The organism is Picosynechococcus sp. PCC 7117 (genome assembly GCF_001693275.1).
Classification (GTDB): domain Bacteria; phylum Cyanobacteriota; class Cyanobacteriia; order Cyanobacteriales; family MRBY01; genus MRBY01.
Map to the genome: position 1 here is coordinate 405,919 of NZ_CP016477.1, position 21,057 is coordinate 426,975.

A 21,057-nucleotide genomic window follows, 5' to 3' on the forward strand; every position below is an offset into this window, starting at 1 on the left:
ACTAAGCCGTAATTTTCATACTGATATCGAGCCACGGCGCACGGGTAATCGTCGCACTGGTGGAAATATAATCGATCCCCGTCAACGCCACCTCCCGCAACGTTTCCAGGGTAATATTGCCCGACGCTTCCAATTTCAGACGGGGATTTTTTTCCCGTAACTGGGGGATCAAACCCGTCATCATCGCCACGGACATATTATCCAGCATCAAAATATCGGCCCCCGCTGTCACCGCTTCAAAGGCCTGTTCCGGGGTTTCGGCTTCTACTTCAATCGCTAGAGGATAGGGCATATTTTGCCGCACAAGGGCGATCGCCTGGGAAATTCCCCCTGCTGCCTGGATGTGATTGTCCTTGATCATCACCGCATCATCTAGCCCGAAACGATGGTTTTGCCCGCCACCCACCTGCACCGCATATTTTTCCAGCAGACGTAAGCCAGGAGTGGTTTTGCGGGTGTCCACCAATTGCGTCGGCAAATCAGCAATTTTTTCCACATACTGCGCCGTCATTGTGGCGATCCCGCTCAAGCGCATCAAAATATTCAACGCGACCCGTTCCCCCATGAGCAAAATATCGAGGGGAGCCGTCATCGTGGCGATTAAATTCTTCGGCTGTCCCGAAGAACCTTCTGACAAAACCGTTTCAAATTTAAAATTCTGGGGATCCAGTAACTGAAAAACCCGTTCCACTAAAGGTAAACCCGCAACCTTACCATCTGCTTTTAAAATCAATTTCGCCTGACCGATGGGGGCTGGGGTATTTGCAAAAAGGGATTGGGTGGTGCGATCACCTCGTCCGAGATCTTCCTGTAACCATTGTTGGAGGAGGGGATCAACGATGAGCCAAGGGGGTAAGGTTGCCATCGGTTTTAGGCATCCTCTTCTTGATTATTTTCACCACTCGGCGATGAGTTGTATAAATTATCCAGGCGTTGCCTCGCGTCTTCTACATCCAGCGATCGCACGACCAATAGCGGTTCATTAATCGGTTGGCCCAAGTCGTCAACCATTTCTGGGTGGGGGGTCGGCCGGGGCCGTTGGGATTGCGTTCCTTGGGTATTACTCTGAAAATTCGGGTAGACCCTTGTTTCATTACTCAGCATCATAAAGCTGCGCACCAAGTTCACCGCTGCGATGGTGGCGATAATTCCAAATGCCAAAATAAACAAGAAATGAAACATTATTAATCTGTGCCTCGCTTCAATAGCAGCAATTCGGTGCAAAAAAAGGGCTACGCTATGCTTAGGTCTATTATCTCGAAAAAATTCCCGTCTGGCAAAGGGTGATCGCCTTTGATCCCCAAAGGTTAAGTATTTATCCTTAACTATTCTCTTTGGTTTAAGCGGGAATCCCGATGGTGTACTGGCGGCGGCTGATGGCCTAAATCCACCGTCGTTAAGTGCAACAGATCACCGATCATCAGCGTTAATTTATGGGCGGCCCCCGCCTCGCCACGACAAGCCTGGAGAGAGGCTTGCATCGCCTGAAGTTTTTCAGGATGGTCTAAATAATCTAACACCAACGCTCCTAGGGTTTCTGGATCTAATTCCCCCAACAGCTCCGGCACAATGTCTTTTTTCGCCCAAATATTTGGCCAAGCATAACGCACTCGATGTTTGCGGGCATGGGTAATAATGCGTCGATTAAGCCAGCGCACAAACCAGGTTCCCAACCAGGGAATTTTCGCAATGAGACCGGGAATGCCATCCCAGGCGCGCATCGCGTCCAACTGTTGCGTGGGCAAAAGCACCAGCATCGGCAAGCCCAAAGCGCCTAATTCAGCGGTATTTGCGCCAACGGTGGTGAGACAAAGTTGACATTGCCTTAAGTCCTGGTGAGCAGGAAAGTCAGTAACCAGTTGAATCTGCGTGCCATCGGCGACTTGTAAATAGGGCTGATCCCCGGTGTGGCAAAGCTCAAGGGCAGGTGCAGCAAAGCGTTTTACCATGGGATTTCGTTGGCGATCGCCATAGTGCAGTAGCGTTTGCACGGTAATGGTCGGGGCTACGGGGAGTAAAAATTTCACTGCTGGGCGCTGGCGGCGGATCACACCGGCGGTGGCCACGAGTAAAGGGACTCCCTGGGCGAGTTTCATCCCCTTAGAGCCTGGTAAGAGACCGATGATCGGTGGGGTGCTGGCTGGCTGTTCCTCCTGGGAGATATCCACCATCAGATCGCCGACCACTTGAAATTTAGCCTGGTACTTGGGGGGAATTTTCGCTAGAACCTGAGCATTCATTACCCCAAAACCATCAATCCAGCGCCACCAGCGGGCTTCCCACTCGGCGTAAATTAGGGTTTTAAAGCCGAGGCGTTTACCAATCACCAGGGGAAAAAATTGATCCCCACCGAGGAAGAGCACCACCCCCTGGGAAAACCAAGACCAAGATTCGGCGGTTTTTCCCCAGAGCAGAAATGGGAAAAAATGCTTGGCGGCCTGAACCCGGTCAACTTCGGGATAACTGCGGGCGATCGCCGCTTCTTGACCCGTGCTGTGGGAACAGGGAGCCAAGACCACAGAAATGCGTGGGAGGCTTCCCCAATGGGCACGCACGGCCTGCACGACGGGACGGAGCCAAGTGGTCACTTCACCGGGGCCATTGGTCAGGATAATCAGGTCAAAGGGTTGGGCCATTGTTGCTCAAAAACCCCTAGACCTGCTCTTTGACTAAAGATTTGCGGGTTTGCTGCTGCCTGGTCAAGTTGAGGGGAGGGCGGGATTTTTGGAGTTGGAGGGGCCGGGGAGATGGGGTTTGGGGTCTGGTGTAGAGGCGCAGTATTCCCAGAAGAGCTTCCCGCAGGGGCTTTTCCCGTTCCTGTTGCCAGCTTAATTGCAAAAAGTTATGGAGGGTGTGGCGCTGTTCTGCCGTCAATCGTTGCTCTTGTAATAACTGCCGCAATTGACGAATCGCGTAGAGTCGGCGGATACTGCTGCGATCGCCTAAATTTTCAAGGGCTTGCTCGAATTGTTGTTGAGGCGATCGATACTGCCAGTGGCGACTGAACATCAGGGCAAACATCGCACTAATCATGAACCCTTGAATGAGCATCACGCTGGTCAGCCAGTGGTTCGCCATGGATTGCCAAAAGGCGATCGCCCCATAACTCAGTAACACCGTGAGGCTGCCGCCCATACCCGCCAGGAGTAACCGTCGGTGGCGACTATGCCAGAGTCGATAACCTTCTTCTAAATATTTCTGCCAAGGCGAAGCTTCAAAAAGATAAATCGCGGCCATTGCCCCAGCTCCCAAGGCGATCGCCACCAGCAGTTGCCATTGCCAGAGCCAAAGACTAGTAATGCCGACCCCCAATCCGCCAACTTTGCCCACCCAAAGCCAATCCACAGACCGACTGAGGGCAAACCATCGACGCGGGCGCTGACTGAAACGGCGCACCTTCGCAATCAAAGCAGGAGATGATCGTACGCGAAAAGACTTAGACACGAAAACAGTCTAGGGGCTAGTAATATCGACAGAAATCTTTCCAAAGCAGGAAAAGTTCCTTTTAAGCATACCGTACTTATCAGAGGAGAGAAATCCCTTAACCGCGACGGATGCCACTAAACCAATAACCGAGGACAAAACCTAAGATCAAGGCCCACATTTGACCACTATCGACGAAATTTTGAAAGCCATCACGGATTTGACCCAAAATATCAGGATCTTCGACATAGCCCGTTTGGGCGATCACAATTTGCTCAGATGCTACGGATGGTAAGGGCAAAGGAGATTTAGCAGTCATGGTGTTGACACAGATGGGACTCAATTGCTTCTGATTGTACCTGCACAACAACCAAGGTCATATCATCACCGCCACGCACTTTGGGATAGGTGAATTTTTCCACTTGGGTAAAAAGTTCCTGCACAATTGCTTCCGGCGTCTGGCAATTTTGGCAGGCATTTTGAAAGACGCGCACAAGGTTTTCTTCGTCAAAGCGATCGCCATGGGAGTTGACGGCATCGGTAAACCCATCGGTGTAGTAGAGGATGATATCCCCCACCTCCAGCACCACTTTAGCGTCTTCGTAGGACGAATCTAGATCCAGACCAATCAACATGCCCTGGGTGTCGAGGGGTTCGATGTTTTGGGTTTGGGCGCGCCACAGTAGCGGCGGGTGATGAGCCGCATTGCTATAGGACAGGGTACGGGTTTTCGGATCGTACTCTGAATAAAATAGGGTCACAAATCGGTGGGAATTATCTAGATCCGCGTACATGACCCGGTTTAGGTGTTCAAGGATTTTAGCGGGACTGTGGCGGTTGAGCACTTCGGCCCGGAGCATCCCCCTGGTCATGGTCATAATCAAACCTGCCGGGACGCCTTTCCCCATGACATCGCCAATGACGATACTCCAGGGGACACATTGCACAAGCTTCGGATCATCCTGGCGGCGGATGCGGTCGTAGTTACTGGGAATGAAGTCGTAGTAGTCGCCCCCAACCCGGTAGGCATTGCGATAATCGGCGGCGATCGCCAAACCTTTGATTTGCGGACATTCACTGGGTAAAAGATGGTTTTGAATTTCCGAGGCGATTTCTAGTTCCCGGTCTTGCTTTTCTTTGCTCCGGAGTTTACTGGTGAGGTCATTGTTGGCGATCGCCACCGCTGTTTGATCCGCCACCAGTTGCACCAATTTTCGCCGGGTAATATCCCAGCCATACTGGGGATCACGACTAAATACATAAAGCTTGCCACGGGTCACATTTTTGACAAGGATGGGCGTGCTACAAACCCGAATTTCTTCGCCAAGCTGGGCCTGGAGTTTTTCGTCAAATTGCAACGCTTCCTGGGCCGTACAGGTCGCTGCCTCTGGGTTTGTGGTCCGCGCTCCCGTCTGAAGCTGCGTAAATGCTTGTCGGATAAACTGACAATCTCCCCCTTCACCACAATAAAATTTTTCGAGCTGCACCTGGCCCTGGGCATCAAACAGCACCAAAGCACCACCATCAGCATCCACCACCCGCGCAGACATTAGGGGGGTCAACTCAAGAAATTGGTTGAGGTTGTTAAAACTTCTGAGGGCAAAACCCAGGGAACTCAACAGATCTTGAACCTTCGTTTGCTCTCGGCTGAGCTTCGCAATTTGCGCCCGCAAAAATTCGACATCTTCGCCAATAGCCGTTTCTAAGCGGGAGTCTGGCTTGCCGGAAACGAGCTGCAACTCTGACTCCCGGGCGGCAGGGTCAAAATACTTGGGAGTGGCAAAGTTAGAGGCAGAAGGAGTCACAATCGTCGTTTTCGTGGGATGTGTAGAGAAATAGACCTAGTACAAATAAAATTGTTAAAAAATCAACCCTGAGACAGATTCCGTAACTAACAAAAAGTTAGCTTTTTTCAGGAAAAAAATACTCGATTTTTAAGAACTGAAAGAGATTGATTTTTTACGGTTGCTAATTCATAGCTCAATCCCCATGATCTTGTCAAGATAATTTTTGCGCAATTCAAGATCGACGGGCCAGTTGATCTTCCCGGTAGGCAGCATAGACCCCCTGCACGTTATACCAATTGAGAAAAATCCGGGCAATTTCGAGGGCCAGTTGTGATTTTCCTCGCTGGATTAGCCAACCTAAAAGGGGTTTTAGACGTTTTTCATTGAGCCAGCCCCCCAGGGAAAGGATGCCCCAGAGCAGACGGTGGAGCCAGGTCATTTGGATCATCATGCGAACTTCCCAGGTGGGGTGTTTTTTGTAGAAGATGACCCCCATTTTGCCCCGCTGAATTTCTTGATCAATGAGCTGAGGGATTTGCGCCAAACTGAAGGGGGGATGCCAGTGGTAACCGACGGCATCGGGACATTTAATCAGGGTGAGACCCAGTTTTTTGAGACGGACACCCAGTTCTAAATCTTCCCAACCATAGAGCTGAAAGCCGGTATCAAATAAGCCAGCTTCGAGGAGCCATTTGCGGGCGATCGCCACATTTCCCGTCGCAAAGTAGGCCGCCGAAAAATCTGTCACCTTAAAGGGTTCACTGGTGGGATCTTCAAAATTGGCAGTATTGATCACACGTCCGTAGGTAAATAGGCGATCGCTTTTGAGTTTGCGTTTACCCCGGCGGAGTCCCTCTAGGTGGGCTGCCAAAAAAGTTTCTGTGACGACCAGATCACTATCAATAAAAATAATAATCTCCCCCTGGGCCTGTTCTACGCCGAGGTTTCGGGCCGCCGCCGCCCCTTTGTGAGACTGTTCAAAGAGTCGTATGTGGGGATATTGATCCGCTTCGGTCTGGAGCCAATCCACTGTGCCATCGGTGGAGCCATCGTCCACCACCACCACCTCGTAGCCTCCATTTTCTAGCTCTTCCGGCACTTGCTGCTGTTCTAGGGCCTGGAGGCATTTTGTCAAAATGGGTTTGCGATTGTAGGTGGGAATAACGACACTAATGTAAACCAAAGTTTTAACCCAAGGAAATGGAAAAAGACTGTCCTATTATGCCGGATACCCCTACGGTTTAGGGCGGGGATATTTAGACGCTGCCGGGAAATATTGGGGTTCTTCTCCCTTAAGGGCTTCCTGCATAAAGGCGCGCCAGATGGGAGCCGCATCGCCGCCGCCAGTGGTACCAGTGCCCATGGGCCGATAGTCATCATTGCCAATCCAAACCGCTGCTGCCAGTTGGGGTACATAGCCCACAAACCACACATCCCGTTCTGAGGAGGTAGTGCCAGTTTTTCCGGCGGCGGGGCGATCGCCTAAATTAGCGGCCTGACCTGTGCCGCCATTCACAACTCCTTGGAGCACTGTTGTCAGGGAGGCCGTGGCCCAAGGATCTAAAACTAAACGTGGCTGGGGTGTATTATCCAAAAGAACATTCCCTTGGCTATCGGTGACCCGTAAGATCAAAGTTGTTTCACTTTGCCAGCCATTACTCGCAAAAGTGGCGTAGGCGCTGGCCATTTCTAGGGGGCTGATCCCCACTGCGCCGAGGGGCAGAGAAATAACTGGTTGGAGCGGACTCTCGATTCCCAATAAACGACATAGTTCAATCACCTTTTCGAGGCCCACTGCTTTCCCAAGTTTGACAGCGGGAACGTTTTTGGAAGTGACTAGGGCGTCATACAAACTCACGGTGCCAGAAAAAGATCCCCCATAGTTTTGGGGTGAATAGGTACCGTTGCCATCGGGGTAACTCACAGGGCTATCGTCGATGGTCGAAAAGGGCGTATAGTTGCCACTCGCAAAGGCAGTGTAGTAAACAAAAGGTTTAAAGGCTGATCCTGGCTGACGTTGAGACTGAATCGCCCGGTTAAATTGGCTTTCTTCGTAGTCTCTGCCCCCCACCAGAACCTTGACAAAATGGGTACGCGGATCAACGGCAGCTACGGCAATCTGGTCAGCCCGTAACCCCCGACTGCGGGCCTGCTGAAAGGCTTTTTGTACCGTTTCTTCGGCACGGCGTTGCATATTGAGATCCACGGTGGTCTGGACGCGCATCCCGCCTTTACGAACTAATTCTTCGCCAAAGCGTTGGGTGAGCTCTTCTTCTACGGCTTGGGTGATATAGGGGGAAGCACTGGCTTTCCAGGCAGTCGGTTGGCCCACCAAAAGGGGTTCTTGGGCAGCAGCGGCGGCTTCTTCGGGAGTAATCCAACCGAGATCCTCTAGGCGATTTAGAACGATTTTTTGCCGTTGTTTGGTGGCTTGGTAATCTCGAAAGGGGCTGTAATCTTCGGGGGCTTGGATCATCCCGGCCATCACGGCGGCTTCGGGCAGGGTTAGATCGGCGGCGGATTTATTGAAATAGGATTCGGCGGCTGTTTCGACGCCATAGTTGTTGTGGCCCCAATAGATGTTATTGAGGTACATTTCTAGGATTTCGTCCTTGGGGAAAATCTGTTCGATGCGGAGGGCGAGGACGGTTTCGGCGAGTTTACGGTTGTAGGTACGATCTTGGGCTAGGAAGAGGTTTTTCACCAATTGCATGGTGATGGTTGAGGCTCCTTCGGTGATGCCGCCTGCTTCAAGGTTGGAGAGGATTGCCCGACCAATACTGGTGGGATTGATGCCGTTGTGTTGGTAAAAATGGCTATCTTCGATGGCGAGGATGGCCATCTTGAGTTCGGGGGAAACTTCACTGAGTTCGATATTGGTTCGGTTGGCTTCACCGTGGAGGCTCAGGAGGACTTTGCCGTTGATATCGTAGATATAGCTGGTTTCGGTGGGCACATAGGTCTTTAGGGTCCGCACATCGGGCAGGTTCCGGAAACTAATGGCAAGACCCACTAACCCCCCAGCGGCGATCGCACTGCCGAGCATGGTGCAACCAATCACCGTTCCCATGGCCTTTTGGGCAACTCCCCGCAAGAAACCTTGGGGCGATCGCCTTTCCTTGGACTGACGGGCAAGGGCTTTTTTCGTTTTGTGCCGAACGGTACTAGATGACAATGGCGCTAACCTCTAAAGACTTGAGAAGGTAAGTTGAAACAGTCCAAACCATGGGTGGGGAGCGATCACCCACAGCAACGGTGTTGCCCACCAACGTTTCTGCCCAAAATTCTAACAAGGGAAATTCCCTTTTAAACCCGTGGTGCATTGTGTTGTAAAAAATAATCCCTGCTCCAAAAAAGCAAGGATTGGCGATCGCTACTGGGATAGAAGCCGTAGATGGCTAGTTACTCCATGCCGAGGTCATTACCACGCTTGTACTGGAGATAGGCAGCGACGAATAAACCAGCGAGGGTTACGGGGATCAGGCCCAACACAATACCGAGTAAGAGGGGTTCAATCACAGGGGTTTCTCCTTATGGCGGCAGATTAAAGCTAACTGTTAAAGATTTTTAATCATTCTATGGGATGGAGGAAGTCCGTGCAAAGGGATTTGATTCGACATTCTTAGGCGATCGCAGTAGGATAACCATTAAGAAAAATTGCGTAATATCAACAAAGTTGTATCTCCTCTACAGCAAACCCCGTGGCTAATTCTTCTGAGCTTTCCGTCCCAAATTTTTCGAAGCTCCTCTTCGTAATCATCCTAGTGCTGGCCATTGCTGCCCTGGGGATCTTTGGTGTGTACAGTACCCAGGCCAGTGACCCCTACATTCAACAGGTTTTAGCGCTCCAAGGGGATGAACTGCGGGGCAATGCCATTTTTCAAATTAATTGTGCTGGCTGTCACGGCCCCCAGGCGGATGGCAACGTGGGGCCAAGTTTACGGGCCGTCGCCCAGCGAAAATCCGACGTGCGTTTGATTCAACAGGTTATCAGCGGGAAAACGCCCCCCATGCCGAAATTCCAGCCGGCCCCCCAGGAAATGGCGGATCTCTTGAGTTACCTCCGCACCCTGTAGTTGTTTCAATGACGCCATTTATTATTCTTCCCTGTCCCTAGGAGTTCACTCGCTATGGCCCGCTCGATTTTCCTTGGTTCCCTGTGGCTTGCCTTTGTGTTGTATGCCTTTTTGGGTGCGCCCCCCAACCAACCGGAAACCCTAGAGCTGATTACCGCTTTATCCGGTGGACAGTGGGACGGCATCAACCCGTTGATCATTGCCCTGTTTAACATCATGGGTATTTTCCCGGTCATGTATGGGGCGCTCTTGTTTCTCGATGGCGATCGCCAAAGGTTACCCGCTTGGGTCTTTGCGGCAGGCAGTTTTTTCCTCGGTGCGTTTGCGTTGCTGCCCTATTTAGCGTTGCGGCGCGATAATCCCACCTTTACGGGGCAGAAAAACTGGTGGCTCCGGTGGCAGGATTCGCGACTGTTGGGCTTGTTTTGTTTGGTTGCGCTGCTGGGACTCCTGATTTACGGATTCAGTGCAGGGGATTGGGGGGATTTTGGCACCAGATTTTGGGGCGATCGCTTTATCCACGTGATGAGCTTAGATTTTTGTTTGCTGGCACTCCTATTCCCGACCCTGATCAAGGACGATTTAGCCCGCCGTGGCCTTGGGGAGCAAAACTGGTTGCTGTGGGCGATCGCCTTTACCCCTCCCCTTGGTGCTGCTTTATACCTTGCCCTACGTCCTCCCACCCTAGAGGCTCACGAAAACCCTGCGGCCCCCAGTCAGACCTTAAATACTGCGGAGGTAAGTCGTCCATAATGGAAACCCTTGTTATTGGTGCTGGTCGCGGCATCGGCCTAGAATTTGTCCGGCAATACCTCGCCTCAGATCTGTATCAGCGGGTCTATGGCACCTACCGCCAGCCCTCCGCCGATCTCCTGGCGTTACAGGAGCGCTACCCTGATCGACTCCAACTAATCCCCGTGGATGTGACCCAGGAAGCGCAGATCACAGCGGCGATCGCCACCCTCAAAGCCCAAACCTCTCGCCTTGATGAAGTAATCTATTGCGTCGGTCTTCTGCATCACCAAACCCTCCAACCGGAAAAAAGTCTCCGCCATATTCAAACAGAAAATTTACTGACGTACTTTCAAGTCAATGCCATCGGTGCTGTCCTCTGGGCCAAGCATCTCCTCCCCTTTCTCCGTCACCCAGAACCCGCAATTTTTGCCGCTATTTCCGCTAAAGTCGGCAGCATCGAAGACAATCGCCTAGGGGGATGGTATGGCTACCGTGCCTCGAAAGCAGCCTTGAATATGTTTTTGAAAAATATCGCCATTGAATGGAGTCGCGTTGCCCCAAATATCATTGTGGCGGCCCTGCACCCAGGGACAACGGCTACCGATCTCTCCCAGCCTTTCCAGAAAAATGTCCCCCCCGAAAAGCTCTTTTCGCCCACGCGGACAGTGAGCCAACTGCGCCAAGTGATCGCCAATCTGCATCCCCAGGATACGGGTAAATTTTTTAACTGGGATGGTGAGTCTTTGCCCTGGTAGCGACAGAAAGTGGGACGATTTTGCCATGAAATGCTGAAATGATGGTGCGTTTTGCGGCAAAAACTTCCACAATAGGGAACGTTCTTTAGCACCAAATCAAGGTTGTTGTTGTGCCTGAAACCCCGGCCCATGTGCGAATTTTGCAACAGTCCTGGCAGCAGGGCAAAATCATTGGCGAAGTGCAAGCGGGTTCCTATCAATGGGAATTTCAGTGGCATTTCCGCCAGGGAAAATTGCGGGTACATCCGACCCTTGGCCGCGCCTTAATTTACGAACCCCTGGGCCGATTTTTGGAGCAGAGTGATTATCGTCTGGAACCAGGCGGCGATTATCAGTTCACTCTCCGGTCACGGCTATAAAGTTCCTCCAACTCCCTTTCGGATCAATTGTGGGGAGACTGAAATTTAGATAGTGACACGGTAACCCAATCAAAAAATCTTGTTACACATCGCCGCAGCGGTCTAAGTCCCTTGGAGATCCGGGGTAAAATAACCACAGACCGCACCATTCGTGCTAAAAGGACATTGGCAATGCAGAAAGTATTATTTCTGTTTGGAGAATTAAATGATGATGATATTGACTGGCTTATCACTGCCGGTAAGATTGCCAAAATTCCGCCGCAAACAGTTTTAATCCAAGAAAATCAACCTCTGGAAAATTTCTACATTCTCCTCGATGGCTCGGTATCGGTTTTCATTGACCTCATGGGAGTGACAAAGGATATTGCGGTGCTCCAGAGTGGGGAAGTTTTTGGGGAACTGTCTTTTATTGATCAGCAGTTACCCAGTGCCAGTGTCAAAACCTGTGGTGAATGCTTATTACTGGCCGTATCCCAAGACAAAATTTCCGATCGCCTGAATCAAGATATTGGCTTTTCGGCACGATTTAATCGGGCGATCGCCACTTTTTTAGCGAGTCGTCTCCGGAATACGGTGCGTCACCTCGGTGAGGATAAAGATTTCGTGTTTAATCAAAGTCGCGCTACCGAAGCCGTGCCCAGCATGATTCAAGAAAATCTCAATGTCGCTACCACCCGCTTCGATTGGTTGCTGCGCCGGGTACAATCCCAAACGGCGCCGGAAAATCCTGTTTAACGCTCTCCGCCAGGTAAAAGCAGTTTGAAGTATGGTGTGATGGAAATTTTAGAATTTTATGGTCATGGGCTATTGGTACGCGGGGGCTTGGTACGAGGGGACAGAACTGACTCTCCCGGTTAGTGATCCGAGTTTTTTATTTGGGGCGACCCTCTTTACGACGCTCCGGGTTCACCAAAACTCCCTCACGGATTCCCGCAGTCTATGGTCTCACCATGGCGATCGCCTCCGCCACAGCATCAAAACTTTGCAATGGCCAGCACCCGATTGGGAGCGCATTAACCAGGGTGCCCAAAAAGTGGCCACCGTTGCGCCCGTGGTGCGGGTGACAATCCTCCATGATGGCCGCGAACTGATCCTCGGTCGTCCACTGCCAGAACATTTAGCCCAACAGCAACAGCAGGGAATCCAAGGTTGGTTGGCCCAAGACCCCTATTTCCAGAGACCCCAGGCGGATTTTAAAACAGGGAATTACCTCAGTGCGTGGCAGGCCCGTCAACGGGCGATCGCCTTGGGGACAGGAGAAGCAATTCTGCAAGCTCCCAGCGGCCACTGGCTCGAAACCGCCACCGGAAATTTATGGGGTTTTAAACAAGGCACTTGGTACACGCCGCCCCTGGGGGGAATTTTGCCTGGGGTGATGCGATCGCACCTCCTAGGGCAATTGCAAAATCAGCAACTCCCCGTCCAGGAAATTCCTTGGGACATTGATCTGATCCAAACCTTCGAGGCGATCGCCTACAGTAACAGCGTCGTGGGCCTGATTCCGTTCCAGGCGATTCAGGGAGTTAATTTTTCCTTAAACACTCTCCAAATCAACCATCCAGCCCTGCGCCACCTCCAGCATTTGAGCGGTCAACTGGTCGTGTAATCCAGGTAAATCCTCGAAAAGCATTGAGAAAAATCTTAAAATACTTAAAATAAAGTAACAAGCCGTAATAAAAACGCGATTAATTTTCATAATTAGCGGCCCCTGCTGGCTTCATTATTTTCAGAAATTTCTATGAATCATTTCTTGCCTCGTCCCCTGCTCCGTAGTCTTTTCGCGGCCTGTTTGGCGGTGATGACCTGGGCGATCGCCCCCGCTGCCTTCGCCGTTAACAACCCTGAACTGCTCCCCGATTATGAAACGCCGGTCGTGGATTTGGCGAACTTCCTCCCCCAGCTCCAGGAAGAAAATCTCGTGACGGATCTGAACAATTTTGAAGCAGAAACGGGCTGGAAAATGCGTGTCTTAACCCAATTTGACCGCAGTCCCGGACGGGCCGTAAAGGAATACTGGGGTCTCGATGATAAAAGTATTTTGCTCGTTGCCGATGGCCGGGGGGGTAACCTCTTGGCCTTTAGCATTGGTGATGATGTTTATGAGCTGATGCCCCGCACCTTCTGGATCGAACTCCAGACCCGCTTCGGCAATATGTATTACGTCCGTGAACATGGCGAAAATCAGGCGATCGCCGATGCCCTAGAAACCGTTAAAGTCTGTGTCACCAAAGAAGGCGGCTGTATCGTTGTACCTGGCTTACCCCGTGAACAGTGGTTACTCACCCTCATTAGTTCCGTTGTTGGGGGCGTTATCTGTGGCTTTGCTGCCATTCCCCGCAAGGAAGGTCAAGCCTTTGCCTGGCAGTGGGCCTTAATCATGTCTCCTCTCTGGGGCATCCTCTTTCTCGCCTTTGGGGTTGGCCCCGTTGTCACCCGCACCTCTGACTGGTTACCCTTACTCCGCAATATCCTCGGCTTCATGATGGGGGCGATCGTGGCATTTATTGCGCCGATGTTTAATCAACCGAATCCTTCCGAATCCGAATCTGAATCCTAAAGCTTGTCCCCTTGTAAAATTCAACCTGATGCCTCTCAGTTCCTTGGGAGGCTTTTTTATCTGCTCGCCCAGAAAAAAAACAAAAATTGCAATCAGACTACAAATAGTGCTTTCTGGGGGACAATCATTCCAACTACACCCATCACTGGTGTGGTATCTCTCAGCAAACTCTTTTAAACTAAACTAAGACCTTTTAAGATTTGTATCCTCTACGCGGCCCCAGCCACTATGCAACAATCTCTCCTTGACCGGATGCCCACCAATCCCATCTTTAATCCCGATGGGAATGACGATATCGCCCACCGTTCCATTTGGTTCGGAGAAACTACCAACCTGATGCAACTGAACGACGTTCGCTACCCTTGGGCGGTGGGACTGTACCAACAGATGCGCGAAAACTTTTGGATTCCCCAGAAGCTGGACATCACCCAGGATGTCACCGACTACCACAACCTGACAGATTCAGAACGCCGCGCCTTTGACGGGATCCTCAGCTACCTCACATTCCTTGATTCTGTCCAAACCTGTAATCTTCCTCACATCAAAAGTTCGATTACGGCCCCAGAAATTAGTCTCTGCATTGCCGAGCAGATCTCCCAGGAAGGGATGCACAACCAGTCCTATCAATACATGATTGAGACGATCATCCCTAGCGATCGCCGCAGTGCCGTCTATGATTTTTGGCGCACGGATAAAGTTTTACGCGATCGCTGTGAGTACATTGCCAGCAACTACCAGCGCTACATTGACAATCCCACCCCAGAAAACTATTTCACGACCCTCGTCGCCGACTATTTGCTAGAAGGGCTGTATTTTTACAATGGCTTTGTGTTCTTCTATAATCTCGCCTCGCGGATGTTGATGCCCGGTTCTGCGGATATTTTTAAAATGATTAACCGGGATGAACTTAGCCACGTGCGCCTATTCCAAAAACTGATCCCAGAGGCTATGGCCACCTTTGATCACTCTGTCAATCACATCTATGAAATGGTGGAACGGGCCGTACAGTACGAATGCCAATGGACAAACCACATTGTCGGTAACGATATCCTTGGCATTACAGAACAAAGCACCGAGATTTACACCAAGTATTTGGCGAATATTCGTCTTCAAGCCATCGGCCTCGAACCGTTGTACAAAGGGGATCAATACAAGAAAAGCCCCTACCGTCACCTCGAACGGTTTTCAGACACGAAAAAAGAAGGCAACACCAAAGCCAACTTCTTTGAGGCCGGGGTAACCAGCTACGTGATGTCATCGGGAATTACAGGCTGGGATGAATTTTAAGCAGGCACTAGGGACGATGGTGCGGCAAAAAATCTGTAGTTTGTTGTACTGTTTTTCGTCCCTTATTCTGCCCGCAGTCGCAATGAGCTAAAATTAGCGTTGCATATCCGTTCAGTTTGAGGAGGAGAGGACTATTCCTGAACCGCTAAATCTGACTGTAAGTTTGAGAGGAACTTACGAAGTCATTGACAACAAATATCAAATTTTCCGCTTAACTGGGTTATTGGATGCTTTTTCCGAGCCTGTGTTTAGTACAGCCATCAAAAACCGCATTAATGAAGGCCCCCACGATATTATCCTCTCCCTAGCCCAAATTGATTTTGTGGATAGTTCTGGTATCGGTGCCCTGGTGCAGTTGGTAAAACACACCCAAAACACTGGGGGAACGATGCAAGTGGTGACCAATCCACGGGTAACCCAAACGGTGAAGTTAGTTCGCCTAGAGAAATTTTTGTCTCTACGGAACTCCATTGATGAGGCGATCGCCCACCTAGACGAGAAAAAATAGGGACGAGAAAACCATTGTTTGTCCCTGACATTACCGCTGATCAGCTCCGACAATTATCCCCCGCGTCCTTAGCCTATGTGGGGGATGCTGTTTATGAACTCTACAGCCGCTGTTATTTTTTGTTGCCCCCCTGTCGCATCGCGGATTACCACGGTAAGGTGGTGGCGGAGGTGCGGGCAGAAACCCAAGCCCAATATTTAACTCTCCTGGAACCCCATTTAAGCGAGCTAGAACAGGATATTGTTCGCCGGGGGCGCAATGCAGCCACCGGAAAACCAAGGCGTCTGAGCTTAGCTATTTATCGGCAGGCCACAGGTTTTGAAGCCCTAGTCGGATATCTCTATCTCACAAACCCGCAGCGTTTGGCCGAATTATTTACCTATTTACCCCAAGAACGGTCTGGGGTCTGATATGATCGACTCTCTTTTGTGTTTCGTTGGGGCTTTTTCCCCTAGGGAGCGCCCCGCCTGAGGTAAGACCAAAATATGTTTGTGTTGATTTAACGGTTGGCTGAAAAAGGTGACTTTGTTGATTTTAAATAACCGGAGTCATACTCTAGGCGATCGCCCCAGCCCCTGCAACTGATTTTCCTTGACAAGTTAATACATCTGAACGACCAAAGACTGATTTTTTATGAACAAGCCACATCGATCCGATTCGGGTAAAAAATACGGTAGAGCTGCTGGGGGAAGAGACCGCAAGCCGAGCAAAAAGTATGGAAAAGCTTCTTCCTTTGATCGGGATCGACGTTCTGATTGCCGCGAAGATGGCGGTAAATTTGAACGGGGCGATCGCCCAGCCCCCCGGCGCAAGGGTCAATTTTCCCGACGAGACGAAGGAGGAGAGCGCTCCTTTAAACGCTTTGATAAACGCAGCAGCCAAGGTGCTGGCCCGAATAAAAGACGCCCCATTACAGACCGTCCCAAACCCCAGCGTAGCCAAGGGCCAGAATTCATCCCCCAAGATGCGCCTGAACTCACGCCCCAAACCGCCCCAGAGGAAGTTACCGAAGCAGTCACCCCAGAAGAAGATAATGACTTGATCTACGGCAAACATGCGGTGTTATCAGTGCTGGAGAGCGAACGTCCCCTCAACCGAATTTGGGTCACCTCCCGCCTGCGCCACGCTAATCGTTTCCATACCCTCCTCCAGGCCGCCAAGAACCAAGGCACGGTCATCGACGAGGTGAGTATGTCCCGCTTAGACTATCTGACCAACCGGGGCGTCCACCAGGGCATCGCTGTGCAGACGGCTCCCTATGAATATATGGAGTTGCCGGATCTCATTGAGCAAGCGAAGGCCAAAACAGAATCTCCCGTGGTTGTGATTGCCGACGGCATCACCGATCCCCATAATTTGGGGGCGATTATTCGTACTGCCGAAGCGATTGGTGCCCAAGGGATGATTATTCCCCAACGGCGGGCGGTGGGGGTAACCTCAACGGTAATGAAGGTGGCCGCTGGTGCCCTTGAACATTTCCCGGTTGCGCGGGTGGTTAATCTTAGTCGGGCCATGGAAGAACTCAAGGAAGCTGGTTTCTGGATTTATGGCACTGCCGCCGGAACCAGTAAAGCCTTACACAATATCAAATTTGAAGGTGCGATAGGATTAGTTATCGGTTCGGAAGGACAAGGTCTTAGTTTGTTGACGCAAAAGCATTGTGATGAACTGGTTGCAATTCCGATGACCGGGAAAACCCCTAGCCTAAACGCTTCCGTCGCTGCGGCGATCGCCTTATATGAAGTGTACCGACAAAAGCTTGTACGCCAGGTGCAAATCACCCTCCCGGATACCCCCTAAGGCAGTATGCAAAGTGAGCGCTTTCGGGATAAAACAAGAGTTGTTGGTTTGGATCCAGACAAGCTATCTTCAACAACAAGTATTTTTCCAGTAGACCCATACCTCAAACTTCACCACCACAGGGACAGATATGAAAGAACTTTTGCTCAAGCTCTTCGAGACCATTGGCCGTGCCTATTGGCTTGAAATTACCACTGAGCAACCGGAGTGTACCTACTACTTTGGTCCTTACCTCAGTCGCAAAGAGGCGATCGCCGCCCAGCCCGGTTTCCTCGAAGACCTTACCAACGAAGGCGCCCAGAACATCGACGTAAACCTACAACGGTGTCGTACCCCCAAAGAGCTCACTATTTTTGATGACTCTGGGTCAAAAAAAACCCTGATGCCCATCTTTAGCTTTAGCCACTAGCTTCTGAATTATTCCCCCTGGTAATCCCCATTTTCTGTGTGTGCCCCGGCGCTATTCATAATGGGGATTTTTGTCGTGGTTGCGAAGCCGCTTCCCTGAAACCAGGACGCCACAGGGGTAGAAGTCTTGTGATATCTTCATTAGGGAACAAAATCTATAATTCTGTCCATTTCCTAGCAAGTGTTCGAGGCAAAATAGCGTGTCGTTAAATTTTCAAGAAATCATCGCCACCCTCAATCAATTTTGGCGGGATCGTGGTTGTCTAATTGCCCAGCCCTACGACACCGAAAAAGGGGCCGGCACCATGAACCATCACACTTTTTTGCGGGCGATTGGCCCTGAACCTTGGTCCGTTGCCTATGTCGAACCTTGCCGTCGCCCTACCGATGGCCGCTACGGTGAAAACCCCAACCGGGTACAGCATTATTTCCAGTACCAGGTGATCATCAAACCGTCACCGGACAACATTCAAGAGATTTATTTAGACTCCCTCAAAGCCCTGGGGATTCAGCCGGAAGATCACGATATCCGCTTTGTAGAAGATAACTGGGAGTCGCCGACCCTCGGTGCCTGGGGCGTGGGCTGGGAAGTGTGGCTTGATGGCATGGAAATCACCCAATTTACCTATTTCCAGCAATGTGGTGGCCTCGACTGTCGTCCGGTTTGTATTGAAATCACCTACGGCCTAGAACGCCTGGCAATGTACCTCCAGGAAGTGGATGCGATCACCAAGATCCGCTGGAATGAGACCACCAGCTACGGAGATATTTTCCTGCAAAGTGAAATTGAGCAATGTACCTACAATTTTGAAGCGTCTAATCCGGAAATGTTGTTCCAGCTATTTTCGCTCTACGAAGCAGAAGCCCAACAACTCATTGAGAAAGGGTTGGTGATGCCGAGCCTTGATTATGTGCTGAAATGTTCCCACACGTTTAATTTACTCGATGCGCGGGGAGTGATTGCCGTGGCCGAACGTACCCGTTACATTGGGCGGATTCGTCACATGGCCCGCCAGGTGGCCCACCTTTACCTTGCCCAACGGGAAGAATTGGGCTTTCCGTTACAAAAGGCGATCGCCTAAGCTGGAGATAGACTCCGCCGACGAATTGAGGTATTGCGATGCGTACTTCCCTAGGGGCCATTGCCGAGCACATTGCGGCAACCACTGGCCAACCGTTTACCCTCGAACAGCAGCGTTCCGTGGGGGGCGGCTGTATTAATCAGGGCTACTGTTTGGCAGGCTCTGGCCAGCGGTATTTTGTGAAGCTCAATCGCCCGAATCAGACGGCAATGTTCGCCGCAGAAGCCTTGGCCCTCCAGCAAATGGGCGCAACCCAAACTATCCGTGTTCCAAAGCCCATCTGTTGGGGGGAAACCGAGAGTAATAGTTATATCGTCCTGGAATGGATCGATCTCGGTGGTGGTAGTGGTGAGGCTTGGCAAGCTATGGGCCGCCACCTCGCAGAACTTCACCGTCGGGGTACGGCGGAAAAATTTGGCTGGGATCGCCCCAACACTATTGGTTCTACGCCCCAAATGAATGACTGGCAAAGCAATTGGGCTGAATTTTGGGCGGAACAACGCCTTGGCTATCAACTGCGTCTTGCGAGGCGAAAAGGGGGCGATTTTCCGGAGCCACAGCGGATCATTGAAGGAGTACGAAGAATTTTGCGGGATCATCAGCCCCAACCCTCCCTCGTCCATGGGGATCTTTGGTCAGGGAATGCCGCAGTGACGGCCCAAGGAGAACCGATTATTTTTGACCCGGCGGCCTACTATGGCGATCGCGAAGTGGATATTGCGATGACAGAGCTATTTGGTGGCTTTCCGGGACGTTTTTACCAGGGCTATAACGAGGCTTGGCCCCTGGATTCTGGCTATGGTGATCGCCGCGATTTGTACAACCTCTATCACGTACTCAATCACTTCAATTTATTTGGTGGGGGCTATGGCAACCAGGCCAAGCGAATTATTCAGCAGCTTTTTTAAGAGTGTTTTTAAGGTTGTCCCAAACCCTGAGATCGGCGGGTTCGTCAATGTCCTGGAGTATTGGCAGTAAGGCAAGGCTTAGATTTAACTGCTGGCAGCGGGCCTCAGTTGCCGAGAAAACTTGAGCTGTACCCCAGGGCATTTCTGTAAAGAGAGCAGCAATATTTTGGCGCAGACCAATCAGATAATAACCGCCGTCCACTGCTGGGCCAAGGACAACTTCAGCCGCATCTAATTTGTCAAAGGCCGCTGCGAGAATTTCATCGGTAATGCCTGGGCAATCGATACCAATCACCACGGTTTTGTCATAATCTTGTTGCTCACTGGTTTGAAAAGCATGAATCAGGCGATCGCCTAAATCTTGGCCCTGTTGCGCTTGATAATGCCACTGTTCCCCCAGCCAGGCCGCCATTTGGGTTGTTGTACCACCGGAAAAGTAAATCGAAATCTCGATATTTTTCAAAACTTCTACGGTTTTCAGAGTATGTTCCGTCAGGTGGCGTTGTAGTGTTGCGGCCCCTTCCGCCCCTAAAGCGGGAATTAAACGGGTTTTTGTCTGGCCCGGCACCGGGTAGCGGGTGAAAATAATGAGATGAGCTGCTTTGTGACACATTACTGATAAACGGGGTGTTGCCCATAGAACGGTACAACCGCGCCCCAAGGCCCCTGGGGGTCTGCTTGCCATTGGGATTGGGCAAGGCTTAAAACTTCAGTCACAGTATCACCAATCGTTTCTGGGGGATCGATCACCTGCAAATCAGGAAAATTGCCCTGACAATCTGCCCAGGCCGTGGGGGTGAATAACTGATCCGGCACGAGGGCGATCGCCCCTGTCGCAGTGATTTGATAAATGGCCCCAAAGACTGCGCCCCGTCGCGCTGGCAAAGCCACAGCCACCGTTTGACCCAGACAATTTTCTCGGTTCTGAAAGGCGCACCCCGTCGTGGATCGCTGCGCGATCGCCGCTAAGGTCGAGATGCCATAGAGGGGAATGTTTAACTGTTGGGCGAGGGTGCGGGCCGTGACAACGCCTAACCGAGTGCCCGTGAAGCCACCAGGCCCCTTTGCCACCCCTAAAAAAGCGATGTCTTGCCAAGCATGGGGCTGGATAAACTCCTGGAGATAGCAATGGAGTTGGGCCGATAAATCCCGTCCCAGTTCCCACAGGGCCGTGCGTTGTTCCCCTGTGACCAAGTTCCGTAAACTCAGCCCTAACTGGGGAGTTGTGGTGTGGAGTGCTAAACCCAAGGTGGGCTCCGGTGCGATCGCCATAGATGTCTGCAAATTGCCACAAATAACAGGCCTTTCATTCTAGGCGATCGCCTGCCGATTACCCAACGGTAGCCCCATAAATTTAGCCTTAGGGATTAGG

The 21,057-nt window shown here is 51.2% G+C and carries 26 protein-coding genes; 14 read left to right on the forward strand and 12 right to left on the reverse strand.

All coding sequences use genetic code 11. From position 1 onward, the window contains the following. Position 1: 1 nt before the first annotated feature. The 10 genes from nadC to petG all read right to left on the reverse strand — a co-directional run bounded on the left by nadC (position 2) and on the right by petG (position 8,729). A complete protein-coding gene (nadC, locus tag AWQ22_RS01915; protein ID WP_065710007.1) occupies positions 2-865 on the reverse strand; it encodes a carboxylating nicotinate-nucleotide diphosphorylase in 864 nt (287 codons plus the stop codon). A gap of 5 nt (positions 866-870) precedes the next feature. Then, positions 871-1,182 (reverse strand): DUF2973 domain-containing protein, encoded by a 312-nt coding sequence (locus AWQ22_RS01920; RefSeq protein ID WP_030006144.1) that lies wholly within the window; start codon positions 1,180-1,182, stop codon positions 871-873. A gap of 143 nt (positions 1,183-1,325) precedes the next feature. Then, the gene (locus AWQ22_RS01925) at positions 1,326-2,636 is read right to left on the reverse strand and encodes a lipid-A-disaccharide synthase (RefSeq protein ID WP_065710008.1); all 1,311 of its coding nucleotides are present in this window, start codon (positions 2,634-2,636) and stop codon (positions 1,326-1,328) included. A 16-nt stretch (positions 2,637-2,652) separates the two neighbouring features. Then, a complete protein-coding gene (locus AWQ22_RS01930) occupies positions 2,653-3,444 on the reverse strand; it encodes a hypothetical protein (protein ID WP_157094567.1) in 792 nt (263 codons plus the stop codon). 97 nt (positions 3,445-3,541) lie between these two features. Next, positions 3,542-3,742 carry a hypothetical protein gene (locus tag AWQ22_RS01935; RefSeq protein ID WP_012306004.1) on the reverse strand — a complete coding sequence of 67 codons (201 nt, stop codon included), beginning with the start codon at positions 3,740-3,742 and terminating at the stop codon, positions 3,542-3,544. Then, positions 3,732-5,117 carry a PP2C family protein-serine/threonine phosphatase gene (locus tag AWQ22_RS01940; RefSeq protein WP_339374699.1) on the reverse strand — a complete coding sequence of 462 codons (1,386 nt, stop codon included), beginning with the start codon at positions 5,115-5,117 and terminating at the stop codon, positions 3,732-3,734. The genes AWQ22_RS01935 and AWQ22_RS01940 overlap by 11 nt, the downstream gene beginning before the upstream one ends. A gap of 325 nt (positions 5,118-5,442) precedes the next feature. After that, positions 5,443-6,393, reverse strand: coding sequence for a glycosyltransferase family 2 protein (locus AWQ22_RS01945; protein WP_030006148.1), 951 nt, complete (start codon positions 6,391-6,393; stop codon positions 5,443-5,445). Between the two features lie 51 nt (positions 6,394-6,444). Next, positions 6,445-8,385 (reverse strand): transglycosylase domain-containing protein, encoded by a 1,941-nt coding sequence (locus AWQ22_RS01950; RefSeq protein WP_065710011.1) that lies wholly within the window; start codon positions 8,383-8,385, stop codon positions 6,445-6,447. Then, complete coding sequence (locus tag AWQ22_RS17240; RefSeq protein ID WP_255447975.1) at positions 8,375-8,503, reverse strand: hypothetical protein; 129 nt, start codon at positions 8,501-8,503, stop codon at positions 8,375-8,377. The genes AWQ22_RS01950 and AWQ22_RS17240 overlap by 11 nt, the downstream gene beginning before the upstream one ends. A gap of 109 nt (positions 8,504-8,612) precedes the next feature. Next, positions 8,613-8,729 (reverse strand): cytochrome b6-f complex subunit V, encoded by a 117-nt coding sequence (petG, locus tag AWQ22_RS01955; protein ID WP_012306008.1) that lies wholly within the window; start codon positions 8,727-8,729, stop codon positions 8,613-8,615. A 182-nt stretch (positions 8,730-8,911) separates the two neighbouring features. On the opposite strand from petG, the gene AWQ22_RS01960 reads away from it, so the two are divergent. The 14 genes from AWQ22_RS01960 to AWQ22_RS02025 all read left to right on the forward strand — a co-directional run bounded on the left by AWQ22_RS01960 (position 8,912) and on the right by AWQ22_RS02025 (position 19,685). Then, a complete protein-coding gene (locus AWQ22_RS01960; protein WP_012306009.1) occupies positions 8,912-9,286 on the forward strand; it encodes a cytochrome c in 375 nt (124 codons plus the stop codon). Between the two features lie 54 nt (positions 9,287-9,340). Next, positions 9,341-10,039 carry a DUF2834 domain-containing protein gene (locus tag AWQ22_RS01965; protein WP_065710012.1) on the forward strand — a complete coding sequence of 233 codons (699 nt, stop codon included), beginning with the start codon at positions 9,341-9,343 and terminating at the stop codon, positions 10,037-10,039. After that, positions 10,039-10,776 carry an SDR family NAD(P)-dependent oxidoreductase gene (locus tag AWQ22_RS01970; RefSeq protein WP_065710013.1) on the forward strand — a complete coding sequence of 246 codons (738 nt, stop codon included), beginning with the start codon at positions 10,039-10,041 and terminating at the stop codon, positions 10,774-10,776. Before AWQ22_RS01965 ends, AWQ22_RS01970 begins: the two co-directional genes overlap by 1 nt. A gap of 110 nt (positions 10,777-10,886) precedes the next feature. Then, positions 10,887-11,135 (forward strand): DUF3146 family protein, encoded by a 249-nt coding sequence (locus tag AWQ22_RS01975; protein WP_012306012.1) that lies wholly within the window; start codon positions 10,887-10,889, stop codon positions 11,133-11,135. 171 nt (positions 11,136-11,306) lie between these two features. Continuing rightward, positions 11,307-11,870 carry a cyclic nucleotide-binding domain-containing protein gene (locus tag AWQ22_RS01980; protein ID WP_030006152.1) on the forward strand — a complete coding sequence of 188 codons (564 nt, stop codon included), beginning with the start codon at positions 11,307-11,309 and terminating at the stop codon, positions 11,868-11,870. A gap of 64 nt (positions 11,871-11,934) precedes the next feature. Further along, a complete protein-coding gene (locus AWQ22_RS01985; protein ID WP_232321449.1) occupies positions 11,935-12,741 on the forward strand; it encodes an aminotransferase class IV in 807 nt (268 codons plus the stop codon). A gap of 132 nt (positions 12,742-12,873) precedes the next feature. After that, on the forward strand, positions 12,874-13,692 hold the full coding sequence (locus AWQ22_RS01990; RefSeq protein ID WP_065710015.1) for a TPM domain-containing protein: 819 nt from the start codon (positions 12,874-12,876) through the stop codon (positions 13,690-13,692). Positions 13,693-13,920: 228 nt separating this feature from the next. Then, positions 13,921-14,979 carry a ribonucleotide-diphosphate reductase subunit beta gene (locus AWQ22_RS01995; protein WP_198166514.1) on the forward strand — a complete coding sequence of 353 codons (1,059 nt, stop codon included), beginning with the start codon at positions 13,921-13,923 and terminating at the stop codon, positions 14,977-14,979. A gap of 151 nt (positions 14,980-15,130) precedes the next feature. Beyond that, positions 15,131-15,487, forward strand: a complete 357-nt coding sequence (locus AWQ22_RS02000; protein WP_065710016.1) for an STAS domain-containing protein — start codon at positions 15,131-15,133, stop codon at positions 15,485-15,487. A gap of 14 nt (positions 15,488-15,501) precedes the next feature. Next, entirely contained in the window at positions 15,502-15,897 is a 396-nt protein-coding gene (locus AWQ22_RS02005) for a Mini-ribonuclease 3 (protein ID WP_030006156.1), read from the forward strand. 544 nt (positions 15,898-16,441) lie between these two features. Next, on the forward strand, positions 16,442-17,287 hold the full coding sequence (gene rlmB, locus AWQ22_RS02010; protein ID WP_045441474.1) for a 23S rRNA (guanosine(2251)-2'-O)-methyltransferase RlmB: 846 nt from the start codon (positions 16,442-16,444) through the stop codon (positions 17,285-17,287). A gap of 130 nt (positions 17,288-17,417) precedes the next feature. Then, the gene (locus tag AWQ22_RS02015; RefSeq protein WP_062432053.1) at positions 17,418-17,696 is read left to right on the forward strand and encodes a DUF1816 domain-containing protein; all 279 of its coding nucleotides are present in this window, start codon (positions 17,418-17,420) and stop codon (positions 17,694-17,696) included. Between the two features lie 199 nt (positions 17,697-17,895). Then, positions 17,896-18,777 (forward strand): glycine--tRNA ligase subunit alpha, encoded by an 882-nt coding sequence (gene glyQ, locus AWQ22_RS02020; RefSeq protein ID WP_012306021.1) that lies wholly within the window; start codon positions 17,896-17,898, stop codon positions 18,775-18,777. Positions 18,778-18,815: 38 nt separating this feature from the next. Beyond that, positions 18,816-19,685, forward strand: coding sequence for a fructosamine kinase family protein (locus AWQ22_RS02025; RefSeq protein WP_065710017.1), 870 nt, complete (start codon positions 18,816-18,818; stop codon positions 19,683-19,685). On the opposite strand, the gene AWQ22_RS02030 is transcribed toward AWQ22_RS02025, so the two are convergent. Then, a complete protein-coding gene (locus AWQ22_RS02030; protein ID WP_232321451.1) occupies positions 19,666-20,370 on the reverse strand; it encodes a TIGR04282 family arsenosugar biosynthesis glycosyltransferase in 705 nt (234 codons plus the stop codon). The two genes, AWQ22_RS02025 and AWQ22_RS02030, sit on opposite strands and share 20 nt — an antisense overlap. Beyond that, positions 20,298-20,957 carry a tRNA (adenosine(37)-N6)-threonylcarbamoyltransferase complex dimerization subunit type 1 TsaB gene (gene tsaB, locus AWQ22_RS02035; protein ID WP_065710019.1) on the reverse strand — a complete coding sequence of 220 codons (660 nt, stop codon included), beginning with the start codon at positions 20,955-20,957 and terminating at the stop codon, positions 20,298-20,300. The genes AWQ22_RS02030 and tsaB overlap by 73 nt, the downstream gene beginning before the upstream one ends. Between the last annotated feature and the right edge of the window lie 100 nt (positions 20,958-21,057).